The following is an 18799-nucleotide window of genomic DNA, read 5'->3' on the forward strand; positions in this document are numbered from 1 at the left end:
CAATGTCCGTCACCAGGCACTCCGCAAGGAGGAGGCCGCCATTTCCACCGCGACCGCCACAGAACCTGCTGTAGAGCTTGCCGGGATCACCAAGAGATTCCCCGGAGTCGTCGCGAACCGAGACATCGATCTGCAGGTCGCGAAGGGCCGGATCCACGCCATCGTCGGGGAGAACGGCGCAGGCAAGTCCACGCTCATGAAGATCCTCTACGGCATGCAGCGTCCGGACGAGGGTGAGATCAAGGTCGACGGGTCGCCCGTCACCTTCCACACGCCCGGTGACGCCATCTCCCACGGGATCGGCATGGTCCACCAGCACTTCATGCTGGCCGACAACCTCACCGTGCTCGAGAACGTCATCCTCGGCAGCGAGCCCCGCCGAGGCGGCGTCGCGGTCGACTTCCGCGCGGCCCGCAAGAAGATCAAAGAGATCTCCGACGCGTACGGCCTCGCGATCGAGCCCGACCTCCCCGTCGAAGAACTCGGAGTCGGCGCCCGGCAGCGCGTGGAGATCCTCAAGGTCCTCTACCGCGGAGCCCGCATCCTCATCCTCGACGAGCCGACCGCCGTCCTCGTGCCCCAGGAGGTCGACGAGCTCTTCGACAACCTCCGAGGACTGGTCCGCGAGGGTCTCACGATCCTTTTCATCTCCCACAAGCTCGACGAGGTGCTCCGCGTCGCGGACGCGATCACCGTGATCCGGCGCGGCACGACCGTCGCCACGGTCGACCCCAAGGACGTGACCGCCCGGCGGCTCGCCGAGCTCATGGTCGGCAGTGAGCTCCCCAGTCCGGAGACCCGGGAGTCGACCGTCACCGACGTGGTGGCGCTCGCCGTACGGGACCTGACCGTCCGGACGGCCGCGGGACGGACGATCGTCGACGGCGCCACGTTCGACATCCGCAAGGGCGAGGTGCTCGGCATCGCGGGTGTCGAGGGCAACGGCCAGGCGGAGCTCGTCGAAGCGATCATGGGGATGCGTGCCGGATCGACCGGGACCATCACCCTCGCCGGCGAGGACATCAGCCAGTGGTCCACGCTGAAGAGGCGGGAGGCGGGCATCGGGTACATCCCGGAGGACCGGCACCGGCACGGGCTGCTGCTCGAGTCGCCGCTCTGGGAGAACCGGATCCTCGGTCACCAGACTCGCCGGCCCAACTCCAAGGGCGTCTGGGTCGATCGCGCCGGCGCACGGGCGGACACCCGCAGAATCGTCGACGCCTACGACGTCCGCACTCCGGGCATCGAGGTGGACGCGGCCGCACTGTCCGGCGGCAACCAGCAGAAACTCATCGTGGGCCGGGAGATGAGCGGCGATCCCGTCCTGCTGATCGCCAGCCACCCGACGCGCGGCGTCGACGTGGGCGCACAGGCGGCGATCTGGGACCACCTCCGGACGGCACGTGCCGCCGGTCTCGCCGTGCTGCTGATCTCGGCCGACCTCGACGAGCTCATCGGCCTGTCCGACTCACTCAAGGTGATCCTTCGCGGAAGGATCGTCGCGGACATCGACCCGACCTCCGTGACTCCCGAGCGTCTCGGCTCGGCCATGACGGGCGCCGGGGAGGGCGCATGAGCACCTTTCTCGACCGGCTACTCGGACGAGTGAAGCTGGGCGGCTGGCTGGCCTTGGTCGCCCCGCTCCTCGCCGTCCTGTTCGCAGTGGTGATCACCTCTATCGTGCTTCTCGCGACGGGCAAGCCTCCGCTGGAGACGTTCAACGCCCTCGCGCAGTACGGCGCCCAGCCACGGACGATGGCCGTGATCGTCAACACGGGCACCGAGTACTACATCTCGGCCCTGGCCGTCGCCATCGGCTTCCGGATGAACCTGTTCAACATCGGTGTGGACGGTCAGTACCGCCTCGCCGCGGTGGTGGCGGCGGGCGTCGGCGGAGCCGCATTGCTCCCCGGCGTGCTCAACATCATCCTGATCGTCGTGGTCGCGGTGGTCGTGGGCGCGCTCTGGGCCGCGATCGCGGGCCTGCTGAGAGTGACGCGCGGCGTGAGCGAGGTCATCTCGACGATCATGCTCAACTCCATCGCCACCGGCATCGGCTCATGGCTGGTGACCAACTACTTCGGTGTGCTCAAGGGCAACGAACTCGCCACGAAGGAGATCCCCCAGGACTCCCGCGTGCCGGGCATGGCGCTCATCCCCGGTACCCAGTTGCAGGTCACCGGCTTCGTCGTGGTGGCGATCATTCTCGGCATCGCCTACTACGTCCTGCTGAACCGCACCCGGTTCGGGTTCGAGCTTCGGGCCACGGGACAGTCGGAGTCGGCGGCGATCGCCAGCGGGATCAGCGTCAAGAAGATGATCGTCGTCACGATGGTCGTCTCCGGCGTGGTCGCGGGACTGATCGGCATGCCGGAGCTTCTGGGCGCGTCGTACAAGTACAGCACCAACTTCCCCACGGGCCTCGGATTCACCGGCATCGCGATCGCCCTGCTCGGCCGCAACAACGCGGTGGGCATGGCGATCGGCGCGCTGCTGTGGAGCTTCCTGGACAACTCGTCCGACACGCTCCAGTTGCTCGACATCTCCAAGGAGATCGTGGCGATCATGCAGGGAGTGATCGTGCTCTCCGTGATCATCGCGTACGAGCTGGTCCATCGGTACCGCATCGTGGCGGAGCAACGGCGGGTCAGCCGAGAGCTGGCCACCCCCCAGCAGGCGGAAGGTGCCGCGGCATGAGCCAGCGACCCACACAACACTGCCGGCGGCCGGTGAGCGGCGCCGGATCGCTCATCGAGGAGAGCGCATGAGCGCGACGGACCTCGCCGCGGGCCGTCCCGTGGAGGCACCGCCGAACCGGCGGTTCAAGCTGACCTTCCCGATGTTGCTGCTCGGCGTCGTGGCCCTCATCGTGCTGCTGTCCATCGCCCGCGTGGTCACGGGGGCGAACGACATCACCTCGGGCGGCACCGTCAGCGCGGCGCTCGGCCTGGCCGTGCCGATCGGGCTGGCGGCCCTCGGCGGCCTGTGGTCCGAGCGGGCCGGCGTGGTCAACATCGGCCTCGAAGGCATGATGATCCTCGGCACCTGGTTCGGAGCCTGGGGCGCCCTCCAGTTCGACAACCCCTGGGCCGGGGTCGTCGCGGGCGCGATCGGCGGCGCGCTGGGCGGTGCGATCCACGCCGTCGCGACCGTCACCTTCGGCGTGGACCACATCATCTCCGGTGTGGCGATCAACATCGTCGGCGTCGGCTTCACCCAGTACCTGTCCAAGCTCGTCTTCGACGGCATGCCGGGCGGCGGTGCCAAGCAGTCGCCGCCGGTCCCCCCGATGAGCACGCTGAGCATCCCGGGGATCGGGGATCCGTTGCGGACGCTCGAGGCGAAGCACTGGTTCGTGCTCTCCGACTTCGCCGGGTTGCTGCGGGGGCTCACGCAGAACGTGTCCGCCTTCACGATCCTGGCGATCCTGCTCGTGCCGCTGACGTACTACGTGTTGTGGCGCACCGCGTTCGGCCTCCGCGTGCGGTCGGTCGGAGAGCGGCCCGTCGCCGCCGAGTCCCTCGGCGTCAACGTCTACCTGTACAAGTGGATCGCGGTGCTCTTCTCCGGCGGCCTCGCCGGACTGGGCGGCGCGTTCCTGTCGATCGTGGCCGCGGGTATCTACCGTGATGGGCAGACCGGCGGCCGCGGATACATCGGCCTCGCGGCCATGATCTTCGGCAACTGGCGGCCCGGAGGCCTCGCCGGAGGCGCGGCGCTGTTCGGATACACCGACGCGCTGCAGCTCCGGCAGGGCGGGACCTCGGTCCACGCGCTGCTGCTCGTCGTCGCGCTGCTGCTCGCCGCCGTGGCGGTCTACCAGCTCGTACGGCAGGGGCGCAACAAGGCGGCGCTGATCACGGGGATCGGCGCGGTCGTGGTCTACGTGGTGTTCGCGGTGACGGACACGGTGCCCGAGCAGTTCACCTCGTTCACCCCCTACCTGACCACGCTGCTGGTGTTGTCGCTGGCCTCGCAACGGCTGCGTCCGCCGGCCGCCGACGGCATTCCGTACCGGAGGGGGCAGACGACATGACCATCGACTGGGAGACACTCCACGCCGAGGCCAGACAGGCCATGGCGAAGGCGTACGCGCCGTACTCCAAGTTCCCTGTGGGCGCCGCCGCGCTCGTCGACGACGGACGTGTCGTCACCGGGTGCAACGTCGAGAACGCGTCGTACGGCCTCGGGCTGTGCGCGGAATGCGGGCTCGTCTCGGCGTTGCACGCGACCGGCGGCGGGCGGCTCGTGGCGTTCACCTGTGTGGACGGCCACGGCGAGCTTTTGATGCCGTGCGGCCGCTGCCGTCAGCTGCTCTTCGAGCACGGCGGACCGGAGTTGCTGGTGGAGACGCCGGAGGGGCCGTGGCGGCTCGCGGAACTGGTGCCGTTCGCCTTCGGCCCCGACGACCTTTCGCGATAGGGGGAAGCATGGGTTTCGACGCGATCGACGTCATCATCACCAAGCGGGAGCGTGGCGCGCTGTCCACCGCCCAGATCGACTGGGTGATCGACGCGTACACGCGTGGCGCGGTGGCCGATGAGCAGATGTCGTCGTTGCTGATGGCGATCCTGCTCAACGGGATGGACCGCCGGGAGATCGCGGACTGGACCCAGGCCATGATCCGGTCGGGGGAGCGGATGGACTGGTCCGTCCTCGACCGGCCCACCGCGGACAAGCACTCCACCGGCGGGGTCGGCGACAAGATCACCCTGCCGCTGGCCCCGCTCGTGGCGGCGTGCGGCGCCTACATCCCGCAGCTCTCCGGCCGCGGGCTCGGCCACACCGGTGGCACGCTGGACAAGCTGGAGTCCATCCCCGGCTGGCGCGCGTCCCTGTCCAACGACGAGATGCTGGCGGTCATCCGCGCGGCCGGAGCGGTCGTCTGCGCGGCCGGCAGCGGGCTGGCGCCCGCGGACAAGAAGCTGTACGCGCTGCGGGACGTCACCGGCACCGTCGAGTCGATCCCGCTGATCGCCTCGTCGATCATGTCGAAGAAGATCGCCGAAGGCACCGGGTCCCTGGTGCTCGACGTGAAGGCGGGATCCGGCGCGTTCATGAAGAACGTGGACGACGCCAGGGAACTGGCGCGGACGATGGTCGAGCTCGGCACCGACGCGGGTGTGCGGACCGTCGCCCTGCTGACCGCCATGGACCGGCCCCTGGGGTACGCCGTGGGCAACGCCCTGGAGGTCGAGGAGTCGGTCGAGGTCCTCGCCGGAGGCGGCCCCTCCGACGTGGTGGAGCTGACCGTGCGGCTGGCACGGGAGATGCTGGAGGCCGCCGGCGTGCGCGGCGCGAAGGACCCCGAGGAGGCGCTGAAGGACGGCTCGGCGATGGACGCCTGGCGGCGCATGATCAGCGCGCAGGGGGGCGATCCGGACGCGGTCCTCCCCAAGGCGGCCGAGTTCGTCGAGATCGCCGCGCCCGAGTCGGGGGTGTTGTCGAAGCTGGACGCGCTGGCCGTCGGTGTCGCCGCCTGGAGGCTGGGCGCCGGACGGGCCCGCAAGGAAGATCCGGTGTCGGCCGGGGCGGGCGTCACGTTGCACGCCAAGCCGGGGGACGTCGTCACCAAGGGCAAGCCGCTCATGACGTTGCACGCGGACGAGACCGCGAGGTTCGAGCGGGCGCTCGAGGCGCTGGAAGGCGCCTACGCGATCGGCGAGGACGGCGACGCCGACCTGCTTCCCCTGGTCATCGACCGGATCACCGCGTAGCCGTCGCCGTCAGGCGGACAGGACGGGCGCGGAGTCGCTGCGCTCGTCCTCGTTCTCCAGGCATCGCACGTTCGCGAGGTGCGGGGAGAGCTCTGAGCTGAGGACGGCCCGGTGAGTCGGGGCGGCCTCGGCCTGCCGCCGGAGACCCTCCTCGGTGATCTGCACGAACACGCCCCGCCGGTCGTCGGCGCACATCGCCCGGGCGACAAGGCCCTCGCGCTCCAGGCGGGCGATCAGCCGCGACATCGCGCTCTGGCTGAGGTGGACCTGGTCGGCCAGCTCCTGCACCCGGAACTTGAACTTGGCCGTGTCGTCGCCGCAGCTCCTGGCCTCGGCCATCCGGTCGAGCACCTCGAACTCGCTCACCCCGAGCCCGTGCTTGTCGCCGAGCTCGCGATCCAGCGCGCACGAGACCTGCGCGTGCCGGGCGAGCAGCTCACGCCATGCCATAACCACGAAGTCGGTGTCGTCCATGCGTCTTCCAGACCGCCTCTCTGCGCGCGAACATACCATGATTGTGCAATATATGCAAACGCATTAAATGTTTGTGCAATCAATGCATGTGCATGTACCTTCTCTCACATGACCCCTCCTGTTAAGGATGAGCGCTGGGGGGCGCGCCTGTGGGGTGCCCTCTCCGTCCTCTGTGTCGTCCTGTTCCTCGATGCTCTTGACGTCTCCATGGTGGGCGTGGCCCTGCCCTCCATCCAGTCCGACCTCGGCATGACCACCTCGTCGCTGCAGTGGGTGGTGAGCGGCTACGTGCTGGGCTATGGCGGCCTGTTGCTTCTCGGGGGCCGGACCGCCGACCTGCTCGGCCGTCGCAGGGTGTTCCTCACCGCCCTGGCCGTCTTCGCCGTCGCGTCGCTGCTCGGCGGGCTGATGAACGACGGAACCCTGCTGATCGCCGCCCGCTTCGTGAAGGGCATCAGTGCGGCCTTCACGGCTCCGGCCGCCCTTTCCATCATCACCACGACCTTCGCCGAGGGGCCCGCGCGCAACCGGGCGCTGAGTATCTTCTCCGCCTGCGGCGCCAGTGGATTCTCGCTGGGCCTCGTGTTGTCGGGCCTGCTGACGGAGATCGGCTGGCGCTGGACCTTCCTCATGCCCGTGCCCATCGCGATCATCGCCCTCATCGCAGGGTTGCGCCTGCTCAGTCGTGGCGAGGAGCGCGGCGAAGGCGGTCACGACCTCCTGGGCGCCGCCACCATCACGGCGGCCATGCTGCTCCTGGTCTTCACCGTCGTGGAGGCACCGCAGGTCAGCGTGCTGCGCACGGTGCTGTCCGTCGTCGGAGTGGTCGTCCTGATCGTCGCGTTCGTGGTGGTGGAGCGCCGGGTCAGGCATCCTCTGGTCCGCCTCGGCATCCTGCGTTCGGCGCCGCTCGTCCGGGCGAACATCGGGCTCGTGATCTTGTTCGGCTCGTACGTCGGCTTCCAGTTCGTCGCCATGCAGTACTTCCAGAACCTGCTCGGGTGGAGCGCCCTGCACACCGCCCTGGCCTTCCTGCCCGCGGGCCTGCTGGTGGCGATCACCTCGACGAAGATGGGCAAACTGGCCGACCGGTTCGGCACGGCACCGCTGATCGCCCTGGGGACGCTCTCCCTGATCGCCGGTTACGTGCAGTTCCTCAGGATCGACGAGCACCCCAGCCTGGCCACGATGGTGCTGCCCGGCATGGTCCTGCTCGGCATCGCGTTCGCGCTGACCTTCCCGGCGCTCAACATCCAGGCCACGAACGGGGTCCGCGACGAGGAGCAGGGCCTCGCCTCGGGTCTGCTCAACACTTCGGGGCAGGTCGGCGGCGCCGTCGTCCTGGCGGTCGTCACCGCCGTGCTGACGTCGGGCACGCAGGCCGACCCGATCGCGGGTTTCCGGGCGGCGATCACGGTGTCGGTCGTCTTCGGCCTCATCGGCCTCGTCGTCGCCCTGACGGGAGTGCGGTTCCGGTCCCGTACGGCGACCACCGCGGACGAGAAGGTCTTCGAGATGGTCTGATCGGGCTGATCGCTTGAATGTGGGGGCGTCCCGGTTCCGGGGCGCCCCCTTCTCGTGTGGCTAGCCGAGTGTTCCTGCGGCCCAGACCTCGACGGCGTCGTACGACTCCGTGCCGGTGACCTCGCGGGCGGCGCCCGTGCTCACGTCGACGATGTAGGTGTAGTAGCCGTCGTCATCGTCTGAGACGTCGACGAGCACCTCGCGATCGTTGACCCAGCCCTGGATCTCATCGATGTAGGAGTACTTCGGAAGAGCGGCCTCGGTCAGGGTGCGGACCTTTCCGGTGCGCGCGTCGAGCGTGACCACCCGGTTCTGCCCGTAGCCGCTCGGATGGGCCGGCTCCACGGCGACGGCGAGGACCTTGCCGTCGCCGGACAGCGCCCCACCGCTGTCGAACAGTTCAGGCTCCACGCGCATGCGGCTCAGCACATGACCGTCCGGCCGCATCCGGACGAGGGTGGTGGTGTGGACGTGGCCGGGCTCGTTCAGCACATCGCCCGTCATCGTGGCGGTGACCGTACCGTCGTCGGACACGGCCAGGAGATTCAGGTATCGCGGCAGGGACCAGGACCGGTTCGTGGTGAAGTCGTGCAGCCGGGGCCGGGGCGCGCCCTCGCCCTGTCCGTAGCCGACGGCCAGCCACCGGCCGGCGGGCGAGAAGTCCAGTTCGGTGTCGAAGTCCACCTTGTCGACGTCCGAGATGAGGTCGGTGAGCTCCGGCGTCGTATCGTCACGGCTCACCATGACCACCGCGTCGGCCGAGGTGTCGTAGTAGGCCAGGCGGGCGCCGTCCGCGCTCATCGCGAACAGCGTCCGGTCGGAACGGGTGTCCGCATCGGGGATCCGCCACTCGTCGAACCCGGTGCTCACCACGCGCCAACTCCTGCAGTCGCCGTAGTCGGCGGACTCCGAGTCGTCGGGGTCGCAGTAAGGGCGGTAGGCGTACCGGAACGGGTTGGGGATGCTGTAGTCCAGCACGCGGGGCACGTCCTGGGCCTGCTGGTCCTGAGGGTCGCCGCCGTCTCCGAGGGCCTGCAGGCCGGGGTCGGCGCGGCGGGCGCCGTCCTGGATCCCGCCGATCAGGGCGGACATCCCCGCGATGACGCCGACGCCCACGAGCCCCGCCGCCGCGACGCCGGCGATCGTGGCCCGGATGCGTCGCCGCGTGCGACGACGCCGTGCCGTACGGAGGATCTCCCCGGTGACACCGGGGACGTCGACGGCGGGGGACTCGGCGGCGAGCAGCGCGAGGTGGCGCCGCAACGCCTCGTGCGCCGGGTCCTCGGCCGCCTGGGGTCCCCTGAACGGTGTCACGGATGGCGCCGGGTGCGGCGTCGAGTAAGGCCTCGCCTCCGGTGTGGCCGCCGGTGACGGGTTGAGGGGTGTGCCGTGCGGGCTGCTGAGGGGCCTCTGGGGCGCCCATGAGGGGGCGGGCGATGCCGGGGCGCTCTGCGGCTCGGGCGGCGCCCAGGACGTGCTGTGGGCCTCGGGCGCCGTCCAGGACGTGCTCTGAGGCGGTGGAGGCGTCCACGCCGTGGAGGGAGCGGCGGCCGGGGCCTCCGGCCTCGGATCCTGCGGCTCGGGGGTCTCGCCCTCGTCCCGCCGGGCAGGGGGTCCCGAGGTGTCGGGAGCGGCGGAAACCGCAGCCTCATCGGGGGCCGGAGCCGTATCCGAGGCCGGAGTAGGACCTGAAGCCGGAGCCGTGCCTGAAGTCGGAGCAGTACCGGGGGCCGGAGCCGCATCGGAGGCGGCCGCGAGGGCGGGAAGGCGCCCCTTCAGCTCGGACAGGGCGGCGGCGATCTCGGTCCAGGCCGTCCGGACGTCCATCTGGCACAGCACGGCCGCGTGTTCCACGGGCAGTCCCTCGTGGAAGCGCGCCACGATCAGGGCACGGCGACGGGGGGTCAGCACCCTCATCGCCTCGGACACCTGGAGTGTGAGGATCCGGCCGTCCGGGCCCTGCGGCCCGGCGTGGAGGCCCGCACCTTCGCGCGCCGCGTCTCCGCTCGAAGGCCGGTTCACGATCGGCGGGGCCTGTGGCGGGCGGGTGAGGTAGGCCCCGAACAGCTCTCTCAGCGCGGCCCGGGCGGGGGACGACCACCGCAGGGTGTTCCACCGGTTCCCGACCTTGGTGACGGCCGCGACGACGAGACGGCGTGCCGCCGTGCCGTCACCGGTGAGCAGGAACGCCGTACGGGCGAGAGCCGGGGAGTGGTCCGCGACGAAGGCGTCGAAGCCGGGGAGGTCCCTGGCGGCCGCCCTCGTCGGAGAACTCGGGAAGGGCCGGGCACCGGGGGGGACATTCACGGCTTTCCTCGCTTTCTAGCCGGGAAAGCATATAGCTGATCTTTGCTGCTCAGACCATGTTTCGTGGCAGATTCCCGAACCGAGCGCTTGATCATCACGTCTAATGAGTCAGGATCAGCAGAAAGAGAGCCCTCGCCATGAAGACCCGTCTCGTCCTCGCGACGCTGCCCCTCGCCGGCCTCGTGGCCTGCGGTGGCACCGCGTCGGGGTCGTCGTCCCCGCCCTCCCCGGCGGGGACGCCGGCCGCGTCAGCCCCAGGTTCCCCGGCCACGGACGGCGCCGGGCCCGTCGCGTCACCCACCGAGGTCACGCCGGCCACGCCGACTCCGTCGGTCACGCCGGTCACGCCGTCCCAACCTGCAGACGCGCCACCGCCGACCTCGACGAAGCCGATCAGCGTGGAACGTTCCCCCGCGCCCCCTCCCACGGTCACTGGAGTCAGGTACGCGCGCCACGCGACCTTCGACCGCGTCGTCGTCGACCTCGCGGGGGCGAGGACCGGCTACTCGGTCAACTGGGTGCCCAAGCTTGTCCAGGACGGGTCGGGAGCCGTCGTCAAGATCAAGGGTGGTGCGTATCTCCAGATCACGCTGTTCCCCGCCTACGCGCACAACGAGGCCGGCCAGCCGACGTGGAAGGGCCCGCGTGAGGTCGCCGTCAAGTTGCCGAACGTCACCCACGTCGTCAAGACCGGTGACTTCGAAGGCGTGGTGGGCGTCGGACTCGTGCTCAAGCACAAGGCCGGATTCCGCGTGATCGAGCAGTCATCGCCGACCCGCCTCGTGGTCGACGTGGCGCACTGACACACTGGACGGCATGGTCAGGAAGATCGATGCGCCGGCACGCGTCCCCGTGCCCGGCGGCAAGCTGATAGATGAGTACTTCGGCCGCGTGAACAGCGGCGACGACCAGGTGTCCATCGCGCACATGGTGGCGCCCCCCGGCTGGGAGGAGCCGGCGCAGACGCCGGGTTTCGCCGAGTACACCGTGGTCCTCAAGGGATCGGTGATCGTCGAGCACGCCGAGGGCACCACGCTCGTGGAGGCGGGCCAGGCGTTCGCCAGTGACGCGGGGGAGAAGATCCGGTACAGTTCGGGCCCTTCCGGCGCCGAATACGTCGCCATCTGCCTTCCGGCCTTCTCGCCGGAGACGGCCAACCGAGACGACTGATTTCCCGTCATACCCTGCAAGATCGCCTATGTGCGCGACGGTAGGGTTGGGGGATGAGTGACGGGAGCGAGGAGGGCGCATGAGCCGGCTGCCGACTCTTGAGGAGATCCGCGCGGTCCCCAAGGTGCTGCTGCACGACCACCTGGACGGCGGTCTCCGTCCGTCGACGATCGTCGACCTGGCCCGCGACTGCGGCCACACGCTGCCCACCACCGACGTGGACGGGCTCGCGTCGTGGTTCCGTGAGGTCTCCGACTCGGGCTCGCTCGAGCGCTATCTGGAGACCTTCACGCACACCGTCGGGGTCATGCAGTCGCGTGAGGCGCTGGAGAGGGTCGCCGCGGAGTGCGCGCAGGACCTGGCCGACGACGGCGTCGTCTACGCCGAGGTCAGGTACGCCCCGGAATTGCACACCTCCAGCGGGCTCAGCCTCGACGAGGTCGTGCAGGCCGTGCTCGAGGGCTTCCGGGTGGGATCGGCGGGCCCGGACGGCCGGCCGCGGATCCGGGTCGGCACGCTGCTCACCGCGATGCGGCACCAGGCGAGGTCGATGGAGATCGCCGAACTGGCCGTGCGCTACCGCGACGTCGGCGTGGTCGGCTTCGACATCGCCGGCGCCGAGGCGGGCTACCCGCCCACACGGCACCTCGACGCGTTCGAGTACCTGCAGCGGGAGAACGCGCACTTCACCATCCACGCGGGCGAGGCGTTCGGACTGCCCTCGATCTGGCAGGCCATCCAGTGGTGCGGCGCCGACCGCCTGGGGCACGGCGTCCGCATCATCGACGACGTCGCGGTGTCCGGAGACGGCGAGGCCAAGCTCGGCAGGCTGGCCGCGTACGTGCGCGACAAGCGGATCCCCCTCGAGATGTGTCCCGCGTCCAACGTGCAGACGGGGGCCGCCGCGTCGATCGCCGAGCACCCGATCGGGCTGCTGCGGCGACTGCACTTCCGCGTCACCGTCAACACCGACAACCGGCTGATGAGCGACACCAGCGTGTCGAGGGAGTTCGCCTCGCTGGTCGACGCGTTCGGCTACGACTGGGACGACCTGCAGTGGTTCACGGTCAACGCGATGAAGTCGGCCTTCATCCCCTTCGATGAGCGGCTCGCGCTGATCAACGATGTGATCAAGCCGGGCTTCGCCCAGATGGCGCGGCGCGGGTGAACCAGCAGATCTTCCGGTCCAAGGTGGCCTGGCTGTTCGGCTGGGTCTGGCTGGTGTTCGTCGCCTGGAACGTCTGGGACCTCACCCGCCACGGCTCGATGCCCTCGGCTCTGATCGCGGGAGCGGCGCTGGGCGTCATCACCGCACTCGTGTTCCTGCTGGCGCTCCGCCCCGCGATCGTGGCCGAGGCGGGAGGCGTCCGCATCCGCAACCCGCTCAGGAACATCTACATCCCCTGGAGCGACGTCGGCGAGGTGCTGGTCACCCATTCGATCATCATCGAGTCGGGTCACACGACCATCCGCTGCTGGACGCCGCAGGCCACGGCCCGTGAGCGGGCCAAGGCCGCCCGGCGGGCCGAGCGAGGCAGGAAGCCGGTCATGGAGGCGAACGTCTCCAAGGGCGAGCAGGCGGCCGCCGAGTTGCTGGCCGGTCGCACACATGCCGACTGGGTGGCGCTGCAGTTGACGGAGATGAGCGTCTCCCGCGCCGCCGAATCGTCGGGTGAGACGAGGGTGGCCTGGTCGCCGTCCTCGCTCGCCGCCGTGGCCGCGGCCGTCGTGCTCGTCGTGGTGACGATCGTCGCGACGATCTGACGCCGGCTACAGCCCCAACACGGCGGCCAGGTCCTTCTTGAGGGCGTCGAGGTCCCGTACGGCTCGAGCCCGCGCGGCGGTCACGCCGCCCTCGGGGCCGTCCTCCACGGGGATGACGATCTCCAGATAGCACTTGAGCTTCGGCTCGGTTCCGCTCGGCCGTACGACGACGCGGGCGTCCCCGGAGAGGTGATAGCGGAGGCCGTCGGTCGGCGGTAGGCCGGCCACCCCCTCCGCCAGGTCCTCGGCCGACTCCACCGCACGGCCCGCCAGTTCGGCGGGGGGTACGGCCCGCAGTCGCGCCATCGCATCGGTGATCAGCGACAGGTCGTCGACCCGGACGGAGAGCTGGGCGGTCGCGTGCAGGCCGTGGCGGCGGGCCTGGTCGTCGAGCAGGTCGGTGAGCGTCCTGCCGTCCCGCTTCGCCTGGGCGGCCAGACCGGCCACGGCGAGCGCGGCCCCGATGCCGTCCTTGTCGTGGACGGGCAGGCCCGCGTCCGAGCCGACGCTGTACCCGAGGGCCTCCTCGTAGCCGAAGACGAGCCCCGGCCCCGCCTTCATGATCCACTTGAATCCGGTGAGGGTCTCGGCGTACCCGACGCCGCGATCCGCGGCGATCTTCCCGAGCAGCGAAGAGGAGACGATGGACGTGGCCACGAGACGGCCGTCGCCCGACGTGCTTTTCAGCACGTGCTCGGCGAGCAGGCCGCCCACCTCGTCGCCGGTGAGCATGCGGTAGCCGCCTTCGGGCAGCGGCGTGCCGACGGCGCACCTGTCGGCGTCGGGGTCGTTCGCCAGCACGAGGTCGGCGCCGGAACTGGCGGCCAGCTCGAGCGCGAGGTCCATCGCGCCCGGCTCCTCCGGGTTGGGGAAGGACACCGTGGGGAACTCCGGATCGGGCAGAGCCTGCCGCTCCGCCATCACCGGCGCCTTGAAACCCGCCCTGACCATGGCGTCGGAGAGGACCTGCCCGCCCACGCCGTGGAGCGGGGTGTAGGCGATCGACAACTCGCGGGCCTCCCCGATCGGGAGCGATGTCACCGCGTCGAGGTACGGCTCGACGATGTCCTGGTATCCCAGCGTCGTCCAACCCTCGCCCAGCGGCAGCGCGTCGACACGGCCGACCGCGTCGATGGCCTCGGAGATCTCGGCGTCGATCGGCGGCACGATCTGCGCCCCGTCGCCCCAGTAGACCTTGTAGCCGTTGTCACGCGGCGGATTGTGCGAGGCGGTGACCATGACGCCCGCGTCCGCGCCGAGATGCCGCACGGCGAAGGCCAGCACCGGCGTCGGCCAGTGGCTCTCCATGACCGACGCCCGCAGGCCCGCGCCGGTCAGCACCGCGGCGGTGTCGGCGGCGAAGACGTCCGAGTTGTGCCGGGCGTCGAAGCCGACGACCACGTGCTTGCCCGGCCCCAGCACGCGGGCCAGCCCGGCGGCGGCCCGCATGACGGTGACCCGGTTCATCCGGTTGGGCCCGGCGCCCAATTCCCCGCGGAGACCCGCGGTGCCGAACTCCAGCTTGGCCCCGAACCGCTCCGCCAGCTCGGCGTGATCCTCCCGGCGGAGGATCTCCTCGAGCTCCGCCCGGGTGCCGGGGTCGGGGTCCTGGCCGAGCCACTCGAGAGCCGGCCGTACGAAGTCGGTGGAGGTCAACGTCGTTCTCCAGTGCGAGGGAGCGGGCTACAGCTTGTCGACGACCTTGGCGAGGAGCCCGCCCATGCGGGCCGCGGTGGCACGGCCCACCTCGAGGACCTCCTCGTGGTTGAGCGGCTCGCCGACGAGACCGGCGCCCGGGTTGGTGACTAGCGAAACGCCCAGCACGTCGGCGCCGGCCTCGCGCGCGGCGATCGCCTCGAGGACCGTCGACATGCCGATCAGGTCGCCGCCCAGCGTGCGCAACATGCGGATCTCGGCCGGGGTCTCGTAGGTCGGGCCGCGGAACGCCACGTAGACGCCCTCGGCCAGCGACGGGTCCACCTCCCGGGCGAGCTCCCGCAGGCGCGGCGTGTAGACGTCGGTGAGATCGACGAAGGTGGCGCCGGTGATCGGGTTGCTCCCGGTCAGGTTGATGTGGTCGCTGATCAGGACCGGCTCGCCGACGCTCTGCGTCTCGGGGCGGAGCCCGCCTGCCGCGTTGGTGAGCACGACCGTGCGTACTCCGGCCGCGACAGCCGTACGGACTCCGTGGACGACCGGCTCGACGCCTCTGCCTTCGTAGAGGTGCGTGCGGCCGAGGAAGATCAGCGCGTTGAGCCCGGCCGCGGTGCGTACGGCCCGCAACGTGCCGGCGTGCCCCGCGACGGAGGGGGGCGTGAAGCCGGGCAGCTTGGTCACGGGGAACTCGGCGACGGTCTCGCCGATGGCGTCCGCGGCCGGCACCCAGCCGGATCCGAGGACGATGGCCACATCGAAGGACCCGGTGTCGGTGAGATTCCTCAGCGTGGTCGCGGCCTCTGCCGCCAAGCCGTAAGCGTCGTTGGTCACTTTAGTGAGCGTACAGAAGGTACGAAGCGCCCCGACCAGGACACCTCGCGATGGTCGTCACGAACGCCTCACGGCCGGTGACGGCATCAGTCGCCGAGGGACTTGCACGGGCGGGCCCGCAGCGCGCCGACGTAGTCGTCGGGAGCGCCCGCCTTCTCCGCCGCGTCGGCCAGGATGCCGAGATAGCGCGCCGAGGGCAGGCCCCCCTCGTAGGAGTCGAGCACGTAGGACCAGGCCAGCACGTCACCGTCCAGCGTGGCGACGCGGAGCCGTACCTTGCGGTAGTAGCCCAACTCGGTGCCCGTCCACTTGTCGAGGGACCCCTCGTCCCACTCGGGGACGTCATACAGGACGACGAAGACCTGGTCGTCGGCGTCTTCGACGATCGTGGCGAGCGCGCCCTCCCAGCTGACGTCCTCCCCGCCGAACGTCAGTCGCCAGCCGGATAGCCAGCCGGTGCCGCGCACGGGCGAGTGCGGAGCACGCTCAGCCATCTGTTTCGGGTCCATGTTGCTGCCATAGGCGGCGTAAACAGGCACGGCACACAAGATTAATCCAAGATCCCGAAAGTTGAACGAAGAGAGCGCCGGGACACCCGGTCAGGGGGAGAAATCCACGTAGTCGGGTGGTTACGCGCCCCTCTTCGGGAGGAGCCCGGCGGGATGCGGAAGAATGGACGGCGTGACGAAAATCGTGATCATCGGCGGCGGTCCCGGAGGGTATGAGGCGGCGCTCGTCGCCGCGCAACTGGGAGCACAGGTCACAGTGGTCGAGCGGGAGGGCCCCGGAGGGGCCTGCGTGCTGACCGACTGTGTGCCGTCGAAGACCTTGATCGCCACATCCGTCCGCAAGCAGGCGCTGCTCGACGCGTCCTCCCTCGGGGTGTATTTCAGCGGTGGCGAGGACGGCGACGTCGGCGGGGTCACCGCGGACATGCCCCTGGTGAACAGGCGCGTCAAGGAGTTGGCCCAGGCGCAGTCCGGAGACATCGCCGCCCGGCTCGCCGCCGAGGGCGTGGAGGTCGTCAGGGCCGACGGCCGGCTGGTCGATCCCCAGCGGGTCCGCGCCGGCGACCGGACGATCCGGGCGGACGTCGTCATCGTGGCCACCGGGGCCCACCCGCGTGTCCTCCCGGGCGCCGAGCCCGACGGAGAGCGCATCTTGAGCTGGCGGCAGCTGTACGACCTGAAGGAGCTTCCCGAGCACCTCATCGTCGTCGGTTCCGGGGTGACCGGCGCCGAGTTCGCCGGCGCCTACCAGTCGCTCGGCTCCGAGGTGACGCTGGTCTCCTCCCGCGACCGCATGATGCCGAACGAGGACGCCGACGCCGCGGAGGTCCTCGAAGAGGTCTACCGCCGCCGCGGCATGAACGTCATGGGCCGCTCGCGGGCCGCGTCGGTCAAGCGCACCGAGGACGGCGTGGTCGTCACGCTGGAGGACGGCAGGACCGCCGAGGGCACCCACTGCCTGATGACCGTCGGCATGATCCCCAACACCGCGGGGATCGGGCTGGAGGACAACGGCGTGCGCCTGGACAAGAACGGCTTCATCGAGGTCGACAAGGTCTCCAGGACGTCGGCGCCGGGCGTCTACGCGGCCGGCGACTGCACCGGCGTGCAGATGCTCGCCTCCGTGGCGGCCATGCAGGGCCGGATCGCCGTCTGGCACGCGCTCGGCGAGGCGGTTCAGCCCATCAGGCTGGCGACGGTCGCCTCCAACATCTTCACCGACCCGGAGATCGCCGCCGTCGGCGTGTCGCAGAAGCAGATCGAGAGCGGCGAGATCGAGGCCAACGTCGTCAAGCTGCCTCTCGCCACCAACGCCAGGGCCAAGATGCAGGGCTTCAACGACGGCTTCGTCAAGTTGTTCTGCCGGCCGAACACGGGCATCGTCCTCGGCGGCGTCGTGGTCGCGCCCAGGGCGTCCGAGCTGATCTTCGCCCTGTCCGTCGCCGTGCAGCACCGGCTGACCGTCGACCAGCTCGCTCACACCTTCGCGGTGTATCCCTCCCTGTCGGGCTCGATCCCCGAGGCGGCCCGGCGTCTCACGTCACCCCTGTCGGTGGACATCTGACACCGATCTCCTGGCCGCCTCCAGAGCCTGCCGCCCGTGCCGTACGGCCGCGGCGGCGCCTTGGAGCTCCTGTGGTGTCTGCGCGATGAGCAGCGACCGCTTGGCGGCTTCGTAGGCGTCGAGGGCCGTCTGCCATTCGGCGCTGGGACCGCTCAGCCGGCTGATCTTCATCTCGAAGTCCAGCGCGTCGATCTCCTCTCCGAACCGGGTGACGTCCTCCTCCGCCGCCCGGCGGGCGATCGCGTACTCCGCCGAGGAGCGTCGCCGGTGCCGGTGGGCTGCCCCCCAGATCATGAGCGTCGCTCCCAGGCCGAGCGCGCTGAGGACGATCAGGACCACGGGGGTGGACGGGCCTTGTCCCGACCCGGCGAGCACGCCGGTGAGCGGGTTGCCGGCGTCGGTGGGCAGGATGGCGTCGTCGGGGACGTCTTCGGCCGAGCCGCGCGTCCCGGTGAGGTTGAGGTCGTCGGCCTGTACGAAGGTCGCGTCCTTGACGCCGGCGCCCCGAAGGTCGGCCCCCTGGAGGTTGGCCTGGGTGAACTGGGCCTTCTCGAGATCGGCGTCCTTGAACACGGCGTACTGCAGCTCGGCCTGGTCGAACGTGGCGTCCCGCAGCCGGGCTCGGGTGAAGTCCGCCGTACGAGCCTTCACCTGGCCGAGCTCGGCGCCCCGGAGGTCGGCGTCCTTGAGGTCGGCGTCGGTGAGGTCGGCCTGGGTCAGCACGATCCTGGTGAGGACGGCCTCGGTCAGGTCGGCGTGCGGGAACTCGGCTTGGCCGGCCTCCGCGTCGATGAGGACGGCCCCGCGGAAGTCGGCCTGCTTCGCCCGTAACTGGCCGAGATCGGCGTCACTCAGGTCGGCGCCCCGGAGATCGGCGTACTCCACATGGACCTGCGACAGGTCGGCCTCCTTGAGGGAGGCGTCCCGCAGGATGGCGCCGGTGAGGTCCTTCTGGGTCAGGTCGACCTCGTCGAGCTTGGCCTTGGTGAGGTCCGCGCATCGCAGATCGGCGGGGAGGGGCGCACCGTCGGTGAAGTCCTTGCCGCGAAGGTGGGGCCCGCTGCCGGGCTTGCACGGCCCCGCGGACGCCTGTACGGCCGTCGCCGGGGCGATCGCGAGGAACGCGGCGACGATGAGGGGGGTGATGCGACGCAAAGGAGCCTCCTGAACAACCCCCCCGAGTTTTTCCCACCCCGATCTTAACCTCCACCCCCACCCCACCGTGATCATGCACAGGTTCGGGATCATGCCCTCCGACCGGCGCATTCTTTGCGCGTGATCAT

Annotated in this window: 17 protein-coding genes; 11 read left to right on the forward strand and 6 right to left on the reverse strand. The window is 70.1% G+C overall.

Translation table 11 applies throughout. The features are described from left to right. The first annotated feature begins 40 nt into the window (after positions 1 to 40). From Pmi06nite_RS14870 to Pmi06nite_RS14890, 5 genes are all read left to right on the forward strand, one after another. Positions 41 to 1576: an ABC transporter ATP-binding protein gene (locus tag Pmi06nite_RS14870; RefSeq protein ID WP_203953599.1), complete on the forward strand. Its 1536-nt coding sequence runs from the start codon at positions 41 to 43 to the stop codon at positions 1574 to 1576. After that, entirely contained in the window at positions 1573 to 2697 is a 1125-nt protein-coding gene (locus tag Pmi06nite_RS14875; protein ID WP_203953546.1) for an ABC transporter permease, read from the forward strand. The genes Pmi06nite_RS14870 and Pmi06nite_RS14875 overlap by 4 nt, the downstream gene beginning before the upstream one ends. 67 nt (positions 2698 to 2764) lie before the next feature. Continuing rightward, positions 2765 to 4036 (forward strand): ABC transporter permease, encoded by a 1272-nt coding sequence (locus tag Pmi06nite_RS14880; protein WP_203953547.1) that lies wholly within the window; start codon positions 2765 to 2767, stop codon positions 4034 to 4036. After that, positions 4033 to 4422 (forward strand): cytidine deaminase, encoded by a 390-nt coding sequence (locus tag Pmi06nite_RS14885; protein WP_203953548.1) that lies wholly within the window; start codon positions 4033 to 4035, stop codon positions 4420 to 4422. The genes Pmi06nite_RS14880 and Pmi06nite_RS14885 overlap by 4 nt, the downstream gene beginning before the upstream one ends. A gap of 8 nt (positions 4423 to 4430) precedes the next feature. Further along, complete coding sequence (locus Pmi06nite_RS14890; protein WP_203953549.1) at positions 4431 to 5717, forward strand: thymidine phosphorylase; 1287 nt, start codon at positions 4431 to 4433, stop codon at positions 5715 to 5717. Between the two features lie 9 nt (positions 5718 to 5726). On the opposite strand, the gene Pmi06nite_RS14895 is transcribed toward Pmi06nite_RS14890, so the two are convergent. After that, positions 5727 to 6191: a MarR family winged helix-turn-helix transcriptional regulator gene (locus Pmi06nite_RS14895; RefSeq protein WP_203953550.1), complete on the reverse strand. Its 465-nt coding sequence runs from the start codon at positions 6189 to 6191 to the stop codon at positions 5727 to 5729. A gap of 108 nt (positions 6192 to 6299) precedes the next feature. On the opposite strand from Pmi06nite_RS14895, the gene Pmi06nite_RS14900 reads away from it, so the two are divergent. Further along, positions 6300 to 7715: an MFS transporter gene (locus tag Pmi06nite_RS14900; RefSeq protein ID WP_203953551.1), complete on the forward strand. Its 1416-nt coding sequence runs from the start codon at positions 6300 to 6302 to the stop codon at positions 7713 to 7715. Between the two features lie 60 nt (positions 7716 to 7775). On the opposite strand, the gene Pmi06nite_RS14905 is transcribed toward Pmi06nite_RS14900, so the two are convergent. Further along, a complete protein-coding gene (locus Pmi06nite_RS14905) occupies positions 7776 to 10022 on the reverse strand; it encodes an RNA polymerase sigma factor (protein ID WP_203953552.1) in 2247 nt (748 codons plus the stop codon). Positions 10023 to 10159: 137 nt separating this feature from the next. On the opposite strand from Pmi06nite_RS14905, the gene Pmi06nite_RS14910 reads away from it, so the two are divergent. The 4 genes from Pmi06nite_RS14910 (at position 10160) to Pmi06nite_RS14925 (ending at position 12956) form a co-directional block, all read left to right on the forward strand. Then, positions 10160 to 10825 carry an AMIN-like domain-containing (lipo)protein gene (locus Pmi06nite_RS14910; protein WP_203953553.1) on the forward strand — a complete coding sequence of 222 codons (666 nt, stop codon included), beginning with the start codon at positions 10160 to 10162 and terminating at the stop codon, positions 10823 to 10825. A gap of 13 nt (positions 10826 to 10838) precedes the next feature. Further along, positions 10839 to 11192, forward strand: coding sequence for a cupin domain-containing protein (locus Pmi06nite_RS14915; RefSeq protein WP_203953554.1), 354 nt, complete (start codon positions 10839 to 10841; stop codon positions 11190 to 11192). A gap of 79 nt (positions 11193 to 11271) precedes the next feature. After that, the gene (locus tag Pmi06nite_RS14920) at positions 11272 to 12360 is read left to right on the forward strand and encodes an adenosine deaminase (RefSeq protein WP_203953555.1); all 1089 of its coding nucleotides are present in this window, start codon (positions 11272 to 11274) and stop codon (positions 12358 to 12360) included. Beyond that, positions 12357 to 12956, forward strand: coding sequence for a PH domain-containing protein (locus Pmi06nite_RS14925; protein WP_203953556.1), 600 nt, complete (start codon positions 12357 to 12359; stop codon positions 12954 to 12956). Before Pmi06nite_RS14920 ends, Pmi06nite_RS14925 begins: the two co-directional genes overlap by 4 nt. A 6-nt stretch (positions 12957 to 12962) precedes the next feature. Here the strand turns inward: Pmi06nite_RS14925 and Pmi06nite_RS14930 are convergent, their stop codons facing one another. From Pmi06nite_RS14930 to Pmi06nite_RS14940, 3 genes are all read right to left on the reverse strand, one after another. Then, entirely contained in the window at positions 12963 to 14612 is a 1650-nt protein-coding gene (locus tag Pmi06nite_RS14930; protein WP_203953557.1) for a phospho-sugar mutase, read from the reverse strand. A gap of 27 nt (positions 14613 to 14639) precedes the next feature. After that, positions 14640 to 15443, reverse strand: coding sequence for a purine-nucleoside phosphorylase (locus Pmi06nite_RS14935; protein ID WP_203953558.1), 804 nt, complete (start codon positions 15441 to 15443; stop codon positions 14640 to 14642). Between the two features lie 86 nt (positions 15444 to 15529). Further along, entirely contained in the window at positions 15530 to 15982 is a 453-nt protein-coding gene (locus Pmi06nite_RS14940; protein WP_203953559.1) for a gamma-glutamylcyclotransferase family protein, read from the reverse strand. Positions 15983 to 16124: 142 nt separating this feature from the next. Here Pmi06nite_RS14940 and Pmi06nite_RS14945 point away from each other — a divergent pair, with 142 nt between their 5' ends. Further along, positions 16125 to 17516, forward strand: a complete 1392-nt coding sequence (locus Pmi06nite_RS14945) for an NAD(P)H-quinone dehydrogenase (RefSeq protein ID WP_203953560.1) — start codon at positions 16125 to 16127, stop codon at positions 17514 to 17516. Here Pmi06nite_RS14945 and Pmi06nite_RS14950 read toward each other — a convergent pair. Further along, entirely contained in the window at positions 17493 to 18671 is a 1179-nt protein-coding gene (locus Pmi06nite_RS14950; RefSeq protein ID WP_203953561.1) for a pentapeptide repeat-containing protein, read from the reverse strand. The genes Pmi06nite_RS14945 and Pmi06nite_RS14950 overlap by 24 nt on opposite strands. Positions 18672 to 18799 lie beyond the last annotated feature (128 nt).

The organism is Planotetraspora mira (assembly GCF_016863275.1).
GTDB lineage: Bacteria > Actinomycetota > Actinomycetes > Streptosporangiales > Streptosporangiaceae > Planotetraspora > Planotetraspora mira.

Excerpts from the sequence above, each read along its gene's own strand:
- Pmi06nite_RS14875 (WP_203953546.1), top strand. The coding sequence starts at position 1,573 with ATGAGCACCTTTCTCGACCGGCTACTCGGACGAGTGAAGCTGGGCGGC.
- Pmi06nite_RS14880 (WP_203953547.1), top strand. The coding sequence starts at position 2,765 with ATGAGCGCGACGGACCTCGCCGCGGGCCGTCCCGTGGAGGCACCGCCG.
- Pmi06nite_RS14885 (WP_203953548.1), top strand. The coding sequence starts at position 4,033 with ATGACCATCGACTGGGAGACACTCCACGCCGAGGCCAGACAGGCCATG.
- Pmi06nite_RS14890 (WP_203953549.1), top strand. The coding sequence starts at position 4,431 with ATGGGTTTCGACGCGATCGACGTCATCATCACCAAGCGGGAGCGTGGC.
- Pmi06nite_RS14895 (WP_203953550.1), bottom strand. The coding sequence starts at position 6,191 with ATGGACGACACCGACTTCGTGGTTATGGCATGGCGTGAGCTGCTCGCC.
- Pmi06nite_RS14900 (WP_203953551.1), top strand. The coding sequence starts at position 6,300 with ATGACCCCTCCTGTTAAGGATGAGCGCTGGGGGGCGCGCCTGTGGGGT.
- Pmi06nite_RS14910 (WP_203953553.1), top strand. The coding sequence starts at position 10,160 with ATGAAGACCCGTCTCGTCCTCGCGACGCTGCCCCTCGCCGGCCTCGTG.
- Pmi06nite_RS14915 (WP_203953554.1), top strand. The coding sequence starts at position 10,839 with ATGGTCAGGAAGATCGATGCGCCGGCACGCGTCCCCGTGCCCGGCGGC.
- Pmi06nite_RS14920 (WP_203953555.1), top strand. The coding sequence starts at position 11,272 with ATGAGCCGGCTGCCGACTCTTGAGGAGATCCGCGCGGTCCCCAAGGTG.